Source organism: Dictyoglomus sp. SSW (assembly GCF_055181335.1).
Map to the genome: position 1 here is coordinate 48,784 of NZ_CM143705.1, position 13,941 is coordinate 62,724.

The window sequence follows — 13,941 nt, forward strand, 5'->3', positions numbered from 1 at the left end:
TAATATATATGCATTTTATCCATCAATAAATCATAAAAGGGGGTGTAACAGTGAAGGCTGTAATACTTGCAGGAGGAAAAGGTACAAGACTTTGGCCACTTTCTCGTGAAAGATTTTCAAAACAATTTATTAAATTAATCTCTGACAAATCATTATTAGAACTAACTTATGAAAGAATTTTAGATCTAGTACAACCTCAGGATATAGTAACTATAACAAACAAAGAATATTTCTATTTTATAAAAAGTATAACAGATAAATTCTCCAGATATATGTCAAAAAATATAATATTGGAGCCTATTGGGAGAAATACTGCTCCAGCTATTGCTTTAGCTTGTAAATATATATTAGAAATACTACATAATGACACAGATGATGAGGTATTTGTCTTTCCCTCTGACCATTTAATAGAGCCAAAGGAAAAATTTATTGAATATATGAAAAGTGGCCTTTCTGCAGTAAGGGATGGATATATAGTAACCTTTGGAATTAAACCTACAAAACCAGAAACAGGCTACGGATATATAAAAGCAGGAGAAAACTTAGGTAAATACACAAAAGTAGAAAGATTTGTTGAAAAACCATCCTTAGAAACAGCAGAAAAATATTTAAAGGAAGGCTCCTATTATTGGAATGCTGGAATTTTTGCTTTTAAAATTTCCACCATCTTAGAAGAATTTAAAAAGCATTCTCCTGAAATTTATTCGAATCTTTCTAAGAGTTATAAAGAAATTATTGAAAACTTTGATTCAATGCCCAATATCTCTATTGATTATGCAATCATGGAAAAAAGTGATAAAGTAGCTTTGATCCCCATGGAAATAATATGGAGTGACTTAGGCTCTTGGGATTCATTCTATGAAGTAAAAGAAAAAGACGAATATGGAAATGTAGTTTTAGGAGATGTTTATACCTTAGACACTAAAAATTCTCTAATATTTAGTAATAAAAGATTAGTAAGCGTTATAGGGATCGAAGATGCAATAATTATTGAAACAGATGACGCCATACTTATTAGCAAAAGGGGTAAAGGACAAGAAGTTAAAAAGCTTCTTGAAAAGCTTGAAGGAGAAAAAAGAAACGAAATTATATTCCATACTGAGGTATATAGACCGTGGGGAATGTACAAAATTCTTGAAAAAAATAAAGGCTATATTATAAGAAAGTTAACTATTAACAAAGGAGCATCCCTAACTTATCATCTTCACAGAAATAGGTCAGAACACTGGATAATTATAAAAGGTACTGCAGAAGTAATAATAGATGATAGAAAATATTTTATATACGAAGGAGAAAGTATATTTGTACCAAAAGAGAGAAAGCACCAACTTATAAACGCAGAAGACACCCCTTTAGAAATAATTGAGATACAAAGTGGAGATATCTTATCCGATGAAGATATTGAAATATTTACCAGAGATGAAGAAGAATTAGAAGAAAAATTAAGGTAGGAACCGTCTGGTTCCTACCTTTTTATTATTTTTATCTCAAAATTACTTTTTCTCTTTTTACTCGATTCACTTCATAAAACTCTTGTGCAATATTTACACAATGATCACTAATCCTTTCTAAATCTATCAATAAATCGCTAAATATTATTCCTGCTATAGGATTACAAATACCCTTTTTAATTCTCTCAATATGGTTTTCTTTTGATTGCCTTACTTTATAGTCAATTCTTTCCTCCCTTAATAAAACCTCATCCAAATAAGATACAGTACTATCCTTTATCATACTGTAAGAATCTCTTATATTTTCATATAACAATTCTCTTAACTCTGATAAATCTTTCCATGCAAATTCTGTAAATTCTACTCTCTCTGAATTTTTCACCTCCACCTTTTCCATTACATTGGTAAGATGATCTGCAATTCTTTCCACATCGTCTACTGCCCTTAAAATTGCATTAAGTTCTTTAGCTTCCCCTTCAGATAAAGAGTCTGTAGAAAGCTGAGTCAGATAGTTTATAAGAGAAGCTTTTAAACCATCCGTGATATCCTCCATAATAAGCACATCCTTATAGTTTTGTGTGGAATTTTTAAAGAGTGCATCCATTGTAAGATTATACATGTCTTCAACTATTTCTGCCATTCTCACGAGTTCGTTTTTAGCTGCTTCTAATGCAGCAGATGGTGTATCTAAAAGTTGTGGCTTAAGAAAAGAAGCTTCTTTTTTATATACTCTCTCTTCTCCTGGTAGGATTTTCCTTATTATTCCTGCATATTGTTTAGTAAAGAAGATCCATATAAAAGCCCAAATCCCATTAAATATGGTATGAGCATTAGCTACTTGTCGTGCTACATCTGAAGAAGTCACAGATACCACTTTTTCAAAGAAATTCAAAAATGGAAAAATTAATAAAACTCCTATTACATTAAAAAAAAGATGAGCAAGGGCAGTTCTTTTTGCAGAAATATTAGTCCCTACAGATGCTAAAAGAGCAGTAACACATGTACCAATATTGGCGCCTAAAATTATAGGTACTGCTGAGGAAAAATCCATAGCTCCTTTTGCTGCAAGAGCTACTACTATACTTGTTGTAACACTACTGCTTTGTATTATTGCTGTTATTCCCGCACCAGTTAAGATACCAAATATAGGATATCTTCCCATGGCTATTATTGCATTGTGAAAAGGACTCCATGATCTTAATGCATGAAGAGATGACTCCATAAGAGAAAGTCCCATAAAAATCATACCAAAACCTAAAATAGCCTCTCCTATATTTCTTACATACTTTCTACGTCCTAAAAATAAAGTCAAGAATCCAATAAAGAGAAAATAAGGAGCTGCTGTAGTAAGTTTAAAGGCTACTAATTGAGCAGTAATAGTAGTACCAATGTTAGCCCCAAAAATTATCCCCAAAGCTCCCTCTAAGGTTAAAAGTCCAGCATTAACAAATGTAACAGTTAAAACAGTAACCGCACTACTACTTTGCACAATAGCGGTAACTAAAGCTCCGATAAAAAGTCCTCTAAAGGGTGAAGAATTAAGTCTTTCAAAAATACTTCTGAGGCGGGGTCCAACAGCTTTTTCAAGGCCTGAGCTCATTTGGAGGATTCCATAAAGGAAGAGGCTAAAACCACCTAAAAGAAGCCCTACTTCTCTGTAAGACAAAGGAAATCCTTCCATAGACATCTTTCTCCTTTATGTAAAAATTATATGACCATTCGTATTATACCATTAATAAATCACCTACCTTGATTTTTAATATATTTTTAATCATCTTTAAAGAAACTTTTATAATTTTTATCCTTTCCAGATAATTCTTAAGCTTATTGGCCTCTTCTTATAATATGGAGATTTTTTAAGTAATAAATATCTTATCGTTGGCCTAAAAAGTTTTATAAAAAACAATCTAAATCCTAGACTTTTCTTTACATCTTCCACATAATCATCTATGGTTCTCCTCTGATAATGTAAAAGTTCCTCACTTTCTTTAGTATCCATCCAATCAGTAGCAAAAGGAACATTAGAAAATGCTTCCTCTGGAAGCATTCCTACTCCTATTCCTTCCAATACTTTTTCTACTATCTCCCTATAATAATATTGGCATCTTGGGCCTCCTCCAATAAGTAACACTTTTCTCCATACATTTTCACTTCTAACACCTTTAGCAATTGCATACCCCACATCTTTTGTATGCACATACTCCATTCTGTTATTAAGAGGTACATCAAACATACCCACATCAAGCTTTAAATTAATAGGAAGAGAAGCTGCAAGTCTATATATACACCACTCTAAATTAGATTTTTTAATCATATTCTCACATTCAACCTTATGCCTTGAATAATGCTCAGGTGGATTTACAGGATCATCGGCTTTTCTTGGAGGATTAAGATGTTGAGTGAAACCATACACGTGTACAGAAGAGGTAAAGATTAACTTCTTGGGATAAGGTAATTCCTCCATTGCAGTGATTATATTTTTGGTACCTAAGACATTAATCTGATAAGCAATATCAGGTACCTTCTCAGATTCCATTCCTGTTGCAGAAAGTTTCGGAATAATAAAAGCAAGATGTACTACCACATCCTGTCCTTCTATACCCCTTTTTACCTCATCTTTATTTCTTATATCTCCCCAATATACCTCAATACTATCTCCATATTTCTTTTTCAAATTTTTAAAGATCCTCTCATTTCTCCTATTTTTTAAATCAAAACACCTTACCTTATCTCCCTGTTTGATCATCTCCTCAATAGCACTTAAACCTATGTTCCCAAAGGCACCAGTTATAAAAACCTTCATAACTTTGATTCCTCCTTTCTTATACTTGAAATTATCAAATTCACACCTTCTCTACTTATCCTTCCCCAATCGGAATCCCTATCAAAAATCTGCTGTAATATAATACCTATTGAATAAGAAATTATAAGTGATGAGAATACTTCTGAATCTATATCTTTAAAGCTTCCTTCCCTTTTCCCCCTCTCTATTAAAAGAGAAAAATACTCTTTATATTTTCTAAAATAGTCTCCAAGCTTATTAAGAATCCTTTCATCGTTAATTCCTTTTCTAAGAAATTCCAAAAAGAGATAAAATTTTTCCTTAGATTCTTTAAATATATCCTCAAAAATAATCGTGGTCCTTAATAACCCATTTATAACTTTGTCCTGCTCTTTAAAATAACTCTCAATTCTTTGTGAAAGATCTGAAAGCCATCTATCAAGAATCTCTAAAAAAAACTCCTCCTTAGTAGAGAAATAATGGAAAAAAGCCCCTTTACTAACTCCTGCCCTTTCACATATAAGAGAAACACTTGTAGCATCATAACCTCTCTGAGAAAACAATTCTTCTCCAGCCATAATGATCCTTTCTCTTGTATCCATTTTTTAATATCCTCCTTCATACCAACCAGTCGGTATTATATTATAACATAAAACACAAAATAGTTTAATACAAATTTAACTTATCTTTCTTGTTTTTCATACTTAATATCGTTATAATGATTAGTATGAAAAATATGATAAATAAAGGAGGTAAAACAGATTGAAAAGAAAAATATTCGGAATAGCTACTCTTAGTGAAAGAGGACAGATTGTAATTCCTCAAGAAGCTCGTGAAGAATTTAATCTAAAGCCTGGTGATAAATTAATCATAATGAGCTTTGGACCAAAAGCAGGACTAATGATAATAAAAGCAGAAGAATTATTGGAAATTTTCTCAGAAATTAGTAAGGATCTTTCAGAAATTGAAAAGTTTATCTCCATATTAAAGGAGGGAAAAAAAGATGAAGGTGATTGAAGTAAAAGACTTAGCAAAAACTTACTATTCTCCCTTTGGAAATATAGAAGCAGTTAAGGGTATATCTTTTGAAGTAGAAGAAGGAGAAATCTTTGGATTCTTAGGACCAAACGGGGCAGGAAAAAGCACTACAATAATGATGCTTACAACTCTACTAAAGCCTACACGTGGTACTGCTAAAATATTGGGATATGATATAGTTCATCAACCAAACCAAGTTAGACAACTAATAGGATATGTATCCCAGGATCTCACAGTAGATGACACCCTTACAGGATGGGAAAACATGTATCTTCAGGGTAGGTTCTATCATCTACCTAAAGAGGTAATAAAAGAGAGAGCTGAAGAGTTATTAAAACTACTTAAAATTTATGATAGGGCCAAGGACAAAGCAGAAACATATTCTGGAGGAATGAGAAAAAAATTAGATATAGCTATGGGACTAATTCATAGACCCAAGATCCTTTTTTTAGACGAACCCACATTAGGTCTTGATGTTCAGACACGACAAGATATATGGGAATATGTACAAAAAATAAGAAAGGAAAACAAAATGACCATATTTCTTACTACCCATTACATGGAAGAGGCTGACTCTTTATGCGATAGAATAGCTATTATTGATAAGGGAGAAATAAAGGCATTAGATACTCCTAAAAATCTAAAAAACTCTATTGGAGGAGATCTCATATTTTTAACCATTGAAGATAATTCAACAGAAAAATTAGAAAGATTTATAAAAAGGATAAAAAGTTTAGACCCTGTCAAAAATGTCAGTTCAAAAGACAGCAAATGCAATATAGTCGCTTCTAATGCAGAGAGCTTAATTCCAGTTATTTTCTCAATTGCTTTTGAGATAGATATTAACATAACATCAATAACCATGAAAAAACCATCCTTAGATGATGTATATTTAGCATATACTGGAAGAGAATTTAGAGATGAAGATGGTTCAAGAGAAGACTCTATGAGAATGAGAAGATTATTAAGGAGGACAAGATAATATGAAGAAATTAATCTACGATACTTATTCTGTAATGTGGAGAGAACTTAAACATTGGCTTGATCAAAAAGTAAGAATCTTAGTAACCATATTCCAACCATTAATTTGGCTTGCCTTAATGGGAAATGTTATGTCTAAATTAACTGATAATCCATTTAGTAGACAAGCTTTTGGAGGTGCAAACTATCTATCCTTTATGACTCCAGGCATTATAGTTATGACCTCTCTTTTTGGGGGAATATTTGGAGGTATTTCCGTGGTATGGGATAGAAGGTGGGGATATCTTCATAAAATGTTAGCATCTCCCATATCAAGGACTGCTATACCACTTGGTAAAATGCTTGCTACCGCCATACAAGGAACCTTTCAATCATTAATAATAATTATCATAGCAACTTTATTTGGAGTAGAATTCTCAACAGGAATTCCAGGAATAATAACCATAATACTTCTTGCTGCATGTTTTAACTTCACAATGGCAGGACTATCTATAGCTATTGCTTCAAGAATTAAAACCATGGAAGTTTTAACTGCAGTTATCAATTTCCTCACTATGCCTCTTATGTTCTCCAGTAGTGCCATGTTTCCAATACAAGTTATGCCAGACTGGCTTGCTACTATAGCCAGATTTAATCCTATAACCTATGTAGTAAACCCATTAAGAACTCTTGTAATTTCAGGATGGGAGATGGGAGATTTAATAAAAGGGTTCTTATATATAACATTTTTAGCATTATCAATGTTATTTATTGCAAGACATGAATTTAATAGAAGTATAGCTTAAATTTAAAAAAGAGGGGAAAGTAAGTTTCCCCTCTTTAAAATCTATTCTATATATTATAAATCTCAATCATTTTCTTAAGTTCCTCTTTTATAGAATCTCTTAAGGATTTAGGTTCTAAAACTTCAGCATGTGCCCCATAACCTATAACCCACCTTTTTATCTCTTCTTCATTAGCTGTAACCTCATATATGATACTTCCATCATTAAGTTCTTCAATTTTTTGTGACTCATGCCATATTCTTTCCCTAATCCATCTTGCTTGATAAGAGTCAAATTTTATTTTTATAGTAGTTGCGTTTCCTTTATATATTCTAAAAGCAGATTTAATATACTCATAAAAATTAAAATCCTTAGGCATCTCAAACTTCTCTTTTAAAATTTTTACACTTTCAATTCTATCTAAAGCAAAATCCCTAATCTCATTTCTTAAATGGCAAAATCCACAAAAATACCATATCCCCTCATAATTGTATATATGATAAGGATCTACTTTTCTTTCTTTTACCTCATCAGAAGAAATAGTATGATATTTTATTAATATTCTATTTTTCTGTGTAATTGCTCTAAAAATCTTCTCAAAAGTATCTTTAATATCAACTTTTGGCTTAATAAAGTTAAAAGGTATAGAAAGAGCCATTCGCAATCTTTCTGAAGATATAACTACCTTATCAGTTAATATGGCTTCTAATTTCTTTTGTAGGCTTTCAAAATCTTTTTCAAGAGGAGTATTTTTAAACTGGTTAATTAAATTGGCTGTAATAATAAGCGTAAAAATTTCACCTTCAGTTAATTTGGGAAAGAAAAATTCAGGTTTCTTTTCAAAATAATATCCATCCTTTTTTCTACTATAAAGAATCTTAAAACCTAAATCTTCTCTTAAAGTACGAATATCTCTCTTTATTGTTCTATCACTTACAGACAATTCTAAGTCTTCTTTTAACCTTCTTTTTATATCTTTCAAGCTTATATTATCACGTTCAGATAAGTATTTTAGAATAAGACTTATTCTTGCAAAAACTTTTCGAGAACTTATTTTTAAAGTCCTTTTCATTAAATTTATCTCTCCTATATATTACCTATTCAAATAATACAAAGAATAATTTAATATGGTTGCAAAAGATAACCACAATAAATATGGAATAAAAAGCAACCCTGCCCAACGATCTATCTTATAGAATTCTATAGTTGTGATTATAGCAAAAACAAGCAATAATAAGATTACAAAAAGGGCTAACAATCTTTTTTCATAAACGAAGAAGATTGGTGACCAGATAAAATTCAAAAACAATTGAATACTGAAAAATATTAATGCTAATCTAACATTTTGTCCAACTTTTAAAACTCTATATAAAGAAACTCCCATCAAGAAATATAAAATTGTCCAAATAGGGCCAAAAAGCCAAGGTGGAGGAGCAAAACTTGGTTTAACCAATTTATCAAATATTTCTTTTGCATTTCTGGAAAAAAATCCAGATATACCACCAACTATTAAAGGTATGGCTATACTCACAACTAATTTAGGAATATCCATAATATTACCCCCCAAAAATATATTATTTTACGAATTTAAAATATGCCTCCTTAAAAAATCTAATGCATTTATAGTAGTATATAATCTAATTCTATTTCTATCACCAGAAAGTTTCAACTCTTTATAATCCTCTGCTCCATTCATGTAGAGCCCCAAATATACAAGTCCTACAGGCTTATTAGAAGTTCCACCCTCAGGCCCAGCAATCCCAGTAGCAGAAAGACCTATATCTGCTCCTGACATCAAAGCCACATTTCTTGCCATCTCTAATGCACACTCTTTACTTACAGCCCCATATTTTCTCAAAGTCTCTTCCGAAACATTTAGTCTCTTAATCTTTGCTTCATTACTATAAGCAATAATTGCTTCCTTAAACACTTTTGAAACTCCAGGCACATTAACAATTCTTGATGATATCATTCCTCCTGTACATGATTCAGCAATAGCAATAGTTCTTCCCTTCTCCATCAATAATTTAACGACTACCTCTTCAAGAGTAATATCTCCTTCTCCGTAAATAAAGTCTCCTAATCTTCTTCTTATCTTTCTCTCCACTTCTTCTATTAATTTCTCTGCTTCTTCTTTACTTTTTGCCTTAGCTGTTATTCTTAAAATAGCCTCTCCTTCTTTTGCATAAGGAGCTATTGTTGGATTGGTTTGATTTTCTATTAAATCCTTTACCCTCTCTTCCATAAAACTTTCCCCTAAACCACAGATTCTTAATACTTTTGACTGAATAGTCTCGGAAGAAAGAGTAAGAAGATATGGTACCACGTATGTTTCAAACATAGGTATCATCTCTCTTGGTGGACCAGGAAGAAGAATTAATATTTTTCCATTAGTCTCCAAAATCAATCCAGGAGCTGTTCCCCAATCATTTGGTATCACTTTGCTCCCTTCAATTATATATGCCTGTTTTATATTTCCTTCTGTAAGAGGTAAACCTCTTTTTTCAAAAAACTCTTTTATTCTATTTAAAGATTCTTCATGTAGGATTAGTTTTTTACCAAAAAATTCAGCAGAAACTTCTTTAGTAAGATCATCCTTAGTAGGTCCAAGCCCTCCTGTGGCAATTACCATGTCACTTCTTGAAAAAGCAATTTCAAGAGCATTTTTTAATCTTTGAGGATTATCACCTACAGTAGTATTGAAATATACCGTTATACCAAGTTCAGCAAGTCGTCTGTTTAAGTATTGTGTATTGGTATTTAAAATATCTCCAAGAAGAAGCTCTGTCCCTACTGATAATACTTCACAAATCATATCTATTTTTCTTTCCTTTTAAAAGTTACTTTTACATGATATTATTATAATAGTTTACAATAATTTTTAATTATGGTTAATAAGGAGAATATGTTGAACTATCTTAATTTACTACTGAAGATTAAAGACGCAACAAAAAGGTCTGAAAATCTTGAAGACTGTATAAATAGAATAAATAATGAACTTAGACCTTATAAGCTAAATATTTATTACCATTTAAGCTCCAAATATCTAAATTCAGAAAATGAATGCTCAAAATTGCTACAAACCGCTGAAAAACCTTTAACATTAATAATCAAGGGAGAAGAGAAGCTTACAAATTTAGACCTTAGCCTATTTGAGATTATCCTCCTTGAAATAAAGGAATTTTTAAAAGACTTAGAAGCGAAAAATAAAGTAGAAAATATAAGAAAAATTTTAGAAAAGATATTAGAAGAAATAGAAAAAGTGGTAAGCTACACATCTGCAAATATTGGAATACTTTATGAAGATAAAATTAAATTTTTAGCTTTTAGAGGATATGAAAAATACAATATAGCAGATTTTATCAAGACCTTAGAACTGACAGAAAAAGAGTTTTACACAATAAAAACAGTTATATCCACCAAAAGTCCCCTACTTATAGAAAATACTGATGAATATCCGAATTGGGTATACATACCAGAAACATCATGGATTAAATCTCATCTGATAATTCCTATCATATATAACAATAATCTTATAGGTATTATAGGTCTTGATAGCGACAAACCCTATTCGTTTACTCAAAATGATATAGAAAAACTATCCTTCATGATACCTATTATCGGTCTTGCAATAGAAAATGCCAAGTTATACGAAATATTAGAAAAAGAATTAGAAGAGAAAACCATAGAAGAAAGAAGAGCAAGATCCTCATTATATCAAGTAATAAAAGTATCTTCCGAGCTTGTAGAACTAAAAGACCCATATACCTCTGGACATCAAAAAAGGGTTGCTAAAATATCTTCAGTTATAGGGAAACTATTGGGTTTCACTCAAGAAAGGATAAGGTTTTTAAATATTTGTGCTTTATTACATGATATAGGAAAACTTTCTATTCCCTCTGAGATTTTAAACAAACCAGGTCCACTAACTCCATTGGAGAAGAGACTCGTAAATACACATACAGAAACAGGCTATAATATCCTGAAAAGAATAAATATTTTACAAGAAGTGGCTCCTGTAGTATATCAACATCATGAAAGAATAAATGGATCAGGATATCCTTTAGGCCTTAAAAATGATGAGATTCTTATAGAAGCAAGAATAATAGGAGTAGCAGATGTGTTAGAAGCTATGACATCTCATAGACCTTATCGTCCTGCCCTACCCTTAGAAATTGCTATAGACGAAATTAAAAATAATAAAGGTATTTTATATGATCCTAATGTGGTTGATGCTTTACTATATGCCATAGACAAAGGGAGGATAAGACTATGAATTTAAAAGAGATGATCAAGGAAATACTTCCAGAGGTAATCGAGCTTAGAAGAAGCTTTCACATGTATCCTGAGTTAGGGTTTCAAGAATATAAAACTTCTGAGAAAATAGTAAGCTATCTTGAAAAAAATGGAATTGAGGTAAGGAAAAATGTAGCTAAAACAGGAGTTTTAGGCATATTAAGAGGGAAGGAAAATGGGAAGACTATCTTGTTCAGAGCTGATATTGATGCTTTACCTTTGGAGGAGTTGAATAATGTACCATATAAATCAAAGCACAAAGGAGTTATGCATGCATGTGGACATGATGGTCATACAGCCATATTATTAGGCACTGTCAAAATTCTTAGTAAACTTAGAGATCAATTAAAAGGAAATGTTAAATTTGCCTTCCAACCCGCTGAAGAGCTTCCTCCAGGTGGAGCGGAACTTATGATTAAAGAAGGAATCCTTGAAAATCCATATGTAGAGAAAGTTTATGCCCTTCACCTATGGAATCTTTTACCGAAAGGTAAAATAGCAATAAGAAAAGGGGTATTCTGTGCTCAAGCGGATGCCTTTACTATAAAGATAAAGGGAAAGGGAGGACATGGATCTGCACCTCATCACACTATTGATCCCGTTATCGTAACAGTAAATATGGTTCAAGCCCTTCAAGCCATCCCCTCAAGAGAGATAGATCCTTTAACTCCTTTTGTACTAAGTGTTTGTAAAATTCAAAGCGGTAATACCTTTAATGTAATTCCAGAGGAAGCAGAAATTCAAGGTACAGTAAGAAGCTTTGATAGAAAAATAGCAGAAAAAGTAAGAGATAGAATTAAAACCATATCTCAAAAAATAGGAGAAGCCTTTGGCTGTAAGGTAGATCTGGAATATCAATTTGGATATCCTCCAGGAAAAAATGATGATCATGAGGCAGAATTTGTTAAAAATATAGCAAAAGAAGTTATAGGTGAAGATAATATAGAGGAAATGACTCCCTCCATGGGAGGAGAAGACTTTTCATACTTTTTAGAAGAAAGGCCTGGAGCCATGTTTTTCCTTGGTTCAAGAAATGAAGAAAAAGGCTTTATTCAACCCCATCACTCAGCCTATTTTGATTTTGATGAAGAAGCCATGGCAATTGGTATAGAAATGTTTGTTAGAATAGCATTACAAAATCTGATATAATTTTTGTGAAAATAAAAAATGTTAAGAGGGAGGAAGTAATAAATGTTTAACTTAGATAAAACTATATTTAGAATGTATGATATAAGGGGAGAAGTACCAAAAAATTTAAATAGAGAAGTAGCCAAAACAATTGGAAAAGCTTACGCAGAATTTATAAAAAAAAGAATAAATAAAGAAGATCTAAAGGTTTCAGTAGGAAGAGATGCAAGATTATCTTCAAAAGAACTTTCAGAAGGACTAATTGAAGGTTTAAGATCTTCAGGGATAAGCGTTATAGATATAGGGCTCTGCCCAACCCCACTTCTTTATTTTTCACTTTTCAAGCTCCCTGTAGATGGCGGTATTATGATTACAGGAAGCCATAATCCACCTCAGTTTAATGGCATGAAAATCTGTGTAGGGAAGGAAACTATTTATGGTCCTCAAATTCAAGAGTTATATGAGATAGCAATTAATCTTAAAGATCAAATACCAAATAAAGAGGGCACTTATGAAACCTTTGACATCATATCTTTATACAAAGAATTTCTCATTAATGAATTTGGAAATTCCGCCATAACAAAACTCCCTAAAGGAAGCATAAAATTAGTTGTAGATTCTGGAAATGGATGTGGAGGATTGGTGGCTCCTGATGTACTTAGAAAACTTGGAATTGAAGTAATTGATTTATTCTCAGAACCTGATGGAAACTTCCCAAATCATCACCCTGATCCTACGGTAATTGAAACTTTAAAGACATTACGAGAAACCATATTAAAAGAAAAGGCTGATTTTGGTATAGCTTATGACGGAGATGCTGATAGGTTGGGAATCGTAGACGAAAAGGCAGAAGTTGTATATGGAGATAGATTAGCCTATATCTTTGCCAAAGGAATATTAAAGGAAAGACCAGGAGGAAAAATCATAGGAGAAGTCAAATGCTCCAAATATCTTTTTGACCTAATAGAAAAATTAGGAGGACTTCCAGTACTATCCCCTGTAGGCCATTCCCTTATTAAGAAAAAGCTAAGAGAAGAAGATGCACTTTTTGCAGGAGAAATGAGTGGACATATATTCTTTAATGACAGATTTTTCGGGTATGATGATGCCATCTACGCAACTTTTAGACTCGTAGAACTATATGCAATAGAAAAGCTTAATAATCCAAATTTTGTTTTCTCTGATTTTCTTAAAGAATTTCCCGAAGTATATGCATCACCAGAGATCAGAGTCCATTGCAGTGAAGAGAAAAAATTTGAGATCATTAAGACCTTCTTTGATAGATTAAAAGAAAAGTATCCTGAAATAGAAAAAGATATACAGAAGGTCATAACAATAGATGGTGTAAGAATTGAATTTTCTGATGGATGGGCATTAGCAAGAGCAAGTAATACAGAACCAGTAATTGTATTAAGATTTGAAGCAAATTCCCCTGAAAAATTAGAATTTTACCATAAGGTTTTTGAAAGTATAATCAAAGAAGCTTGCTAAGGAGAAGGGC

Annotated in this window: 13 protein-coding genes; 7 read left to right on the forward strand and 6 right to left on the reverse strand. The window is 32.0% G+C overall.

From position 1 onward, the window contains the following. Positions 1–50: 50 nt before the first annotated feature. Entirely contained in the window at positions 51–1,451 is a 1,401-nt protein-coding gene (locus ACY3JM_RS00240; protein ID WP_463082787.1) for a mannose-1-phosphate guanylyltransferase/mannose-6-phosphate isomerase, read from the forward strand. A gap of 31 nt (positions 1,452–1,482) precedes the next feature. On the opposite strand, the gene ACY3JM_RS00245 is transcribed toward ACY3JM_RS00240, so the two are convergent. From ACY3JM_RS00245 to ACY3JM_RS00255, 3 genes are all read right to left on the reverse strand, one after another. Then, positions 1,483–3,132, reverse strand: coding sequence for a Na/Pi cotransporter family protein (locus ACY3JM_RS00245; RefSeq protein ID WP_463082788.1), 1,650 nt, complete (start codon positions 3,130–3,132; stop codon positions 1,483–1,485). Positions 3,133–3,249: 117 nt separating this feature from the next. Further along, positions 3,250–4,254, reverse strand: a complete 1,005-nt coding sequence (locus ACY3JM_RS00250; protein ID WP_463111391.1) for an NAD-dependent epimerase/dehydratase family protein — start codon at positions 4,252–4,254, stop codon at positions 3,250–3,252. After that, complete coding sequence (locus ACY3JM_RS00255) at positions 4,251–4,835, reverse strand: TetR/AcrR family transcriptional regulator (protein WP_463082790.1); 585 nt, start codon at positions 4,833–4,835, stop codon at positions 4,251–4,253. Before ACY3JM_RS00255 ends, ACY3JM_RS00250 begins: the two co-directional genes overlap by 4 nt. A 160-nt stretch (positions 4,836–4,995) precedes the next feature. On the opposite strand from ACY3JM_RS00255, the gene ACY3JM_RS00260 reads away from it, so the two are divergent. Genes ACY3JM_RS00260 through ACY3JM_RS00270 form a run of 3 tightly spaced genes read left to right on the forward strand, consistent with a single transcriptional unit; the run spans position 4,996 to position 7,037 of the window. Next, complete coding sequence (locus ACY3JM_RS00260; protein ID WP_463082791.1) at positions 4,996–5,250, forward strand: AbrB/MazE/SpoVT family DNA-binding domain-containing protein; 255 nt, start codon at positions 4,996–4,998, stop codon at positions 5,248–5,250. Then, the gene (locus tag ACY3JM_RS00265; RefSeq protein ID WP_463082792.1) at positions 5,237–6,253 is read left to right on the forward strand and encodes an ATP-binding cassette domain-containing protein; all 1,017 of its coding nucleotides are present in this window, start codon (positions 5,237–5,239) and stop codon (positions 6,251–6,253) included. Before ACY3JM_RS00260 ends, ACY3JM_RS00265 begins: the two co-directional genes overlap by 14 nt. 1 nt (position 6,254) lies before the next feature. Next, entirely contained in the window at positions 6,255–7,037 is a 783-nt protein-coding gene (locus ACY3JM_RS00270; protein ID WP_463082793.1) for an ABC transporter permease, read from the forward strand. Between the two features lie 46 nt (positions 7,038–7,083). On the opposite strand, the gene ACY3JM_RS00275 is transcribed toward ACY3JM_RS00270, so the two are convergent. The 3 genes from ACY3JM_RS00275 to ACY3JM_RS00285 are packed head-to-tail and all read right to left on the reverse strand — an operon-like array spanning position 7,084 to position 9,831. Next, positions 7,084–8,088 carry a helix-turn-helix transcriptional regulator gene (locus tag ACY3JM_RS00275; RefSeq protein ID WP_463111392.1) on the reverse strand — a complete coding sequence of 335 codons (1,005 nt, stop codon included), beginning with the start codon at positions 8,086–8,088 and terminating at the stop codon, positions 7,084–7,086. A 21-nt stretch (positions 8,089–8,109) separates the two neighbouring features. Then, complete coding sequence (locus ACY3JM_RS00280; protein WP_463082795.1) at positions 8,110–8,568, reverse strand: TspO/MBR family protein; 459 nt, start codon at positions 8,566–8,568, stop codon at positions 8,110–8,112. A 27-nt stretch (positions 8,569–8,595) separates the two neighbouring features. Continuing rightward, on the reverse strand, positions 8,596–9,831 hold the full coding sequence (locus ACY3JM_RS00285) for a competence/damage-inducible protein A (RefSeq protein WP_463111393.1): 1,236 nt from the start codon (positions 9,829–9,831) through the stop codon (positions 8,596–8,598). Positions 9,832–9,903: 72 nt separating this feature from the next. Between ACY3JM_RS00285 and ACY3JM_RS00290 the strand changes: the two genes are divergently transcribed. From ACY3JM_RS00290 to ACY3JM_RS00300, 3 genes are read left to right on the forward strand one after another with little or no spacing between them, the layout of a single operon-like run. After that, positions 9,904–11,292 carry an HD domain-containing phosphohydrolase gene (locus ACY3JM_RS00290; protein ID WP_463111394.1) on the forward strand — a complete coding sequence of 463 codons (1,389 nt, stop codon included), beginning with the start codon at positions 9,904–9,906 and terminating at the stop codon, positions 11,290–11,292. Then, positions 11,289–12,461, forward strand: a complete 1,173-nt coding sequence (locus tag ACY3JM_RS00295; protein ID WP_463111395.1) for a M20 metallopeptidase family protein — start codon at positions 11,289–11,291, stop codon at positions 12,459–12,461. The genes ACY3JM_RS00290 and ACY3JM_RS00295 overlap by 4 nt, the downstream gene beginning before the upstream one ends. 42 nt (positions 12,462–12,503) lie before the next feature. After that, positions 12,504–13,931: a phosphomannomutase/phosphoglucomutase gene (locus ACY3JM_RS00300; protein ID WP_463082799.1), complete on the forward strand. Its 1,428-nt coding sequence runs from the start codon at positions 12,504–12,506 to the stop codon at positions 13,929–13,931. Positions 13,932–13,941 lie beyond the last annotated feature (10 nt).

What these genes read in the sequence shown, in the direction of transcription:
- ACY3JM_RS00300 (WP_463082799.1), top strand. Translation starts at nt 12,504, where the DNA reads ATGTTTAACTTAGATAAAACTATATTTAGAATGTATGATATAAGGGGA.
- ACY3JM_RS00295 (WP_463111395.1), top strand. Translation starts at nt 11,289, where the DNA reads ATGAATTTAAAAGAGATGATCAAGGAAATACTTCCAGAGGTAATCGAG.
- ACY3JM_RS00250 (WP_463111391.1), bottom strand. Translation starts at nt 4,254, where the DNA reads ATGAAGGTTTTTATAACTGGTGCCTTTGGGAACATAGGTTTAAGTGCT.
- ACY3JM_RS00245 (WP_463082788.1), bottom strand. Translation starts at nt 3,132, where the DNA reads ATGGAAGGATTTCCTTTGTCTTACAGAGAAGTAGGGCTTCTTTTAGGT.
- ACY3JM_RS00270 (WP_463082793.1), top strand. Translation starts at nt 6,255, where the DNA reads ATGAAGAAATTAATCTACGATACTTATTCTGTAATGTGGAGAGAACTT.
- ACY3JM_RS00285 (WP_463111393.1), bottom strand. Translation starts at nt 9,831, where the DNA reads ATGATTTGTGAAGTATTATCAGTAGGGACAGAGCTTCTTCTTGGAGAT.
- ACY3JM_RS00280 (WP_463082795.1), bottom strand. Translation starts at nt 8,568, where the DNA reads ATGGATATTCCTAAATTAGTTGTGAGTATAGCCATACCTTTAATAGTT.
- ACY3JM_RS00290 (WP_463111394.1), top strand. Translation starts at nt 9,904, where the DNA reads ATGGTTAATAAGGAGAATATGTTGAACTATCTTAATTTACTACTGAAG.
- ACY3JM_RS00255 (WP_463082790.1), bottom strand. Translation starts at nt 4,835, where the DNA reads ATGGATACAAGAGAAAGGATCATTATGGCTGGAGAAGAATTGTTTTCT.
- ACY3JM_RS00275 (WP_463111392.1), bottom strand. Translation starts at nt 8,088, where the DNA reads ATGAAAAGGACTTTAAAAATAAGTTCTCGAAAAGTTTTTGCAAGAATA.
- ACY3JM_RS00265 (WP_463082792.1), top strand. Translation starts at nt 5,237, where the DNA reads ATGAAGGTGATTGAAGTAAAAGACTTAGCAAAAACTTACTATTCTCCC.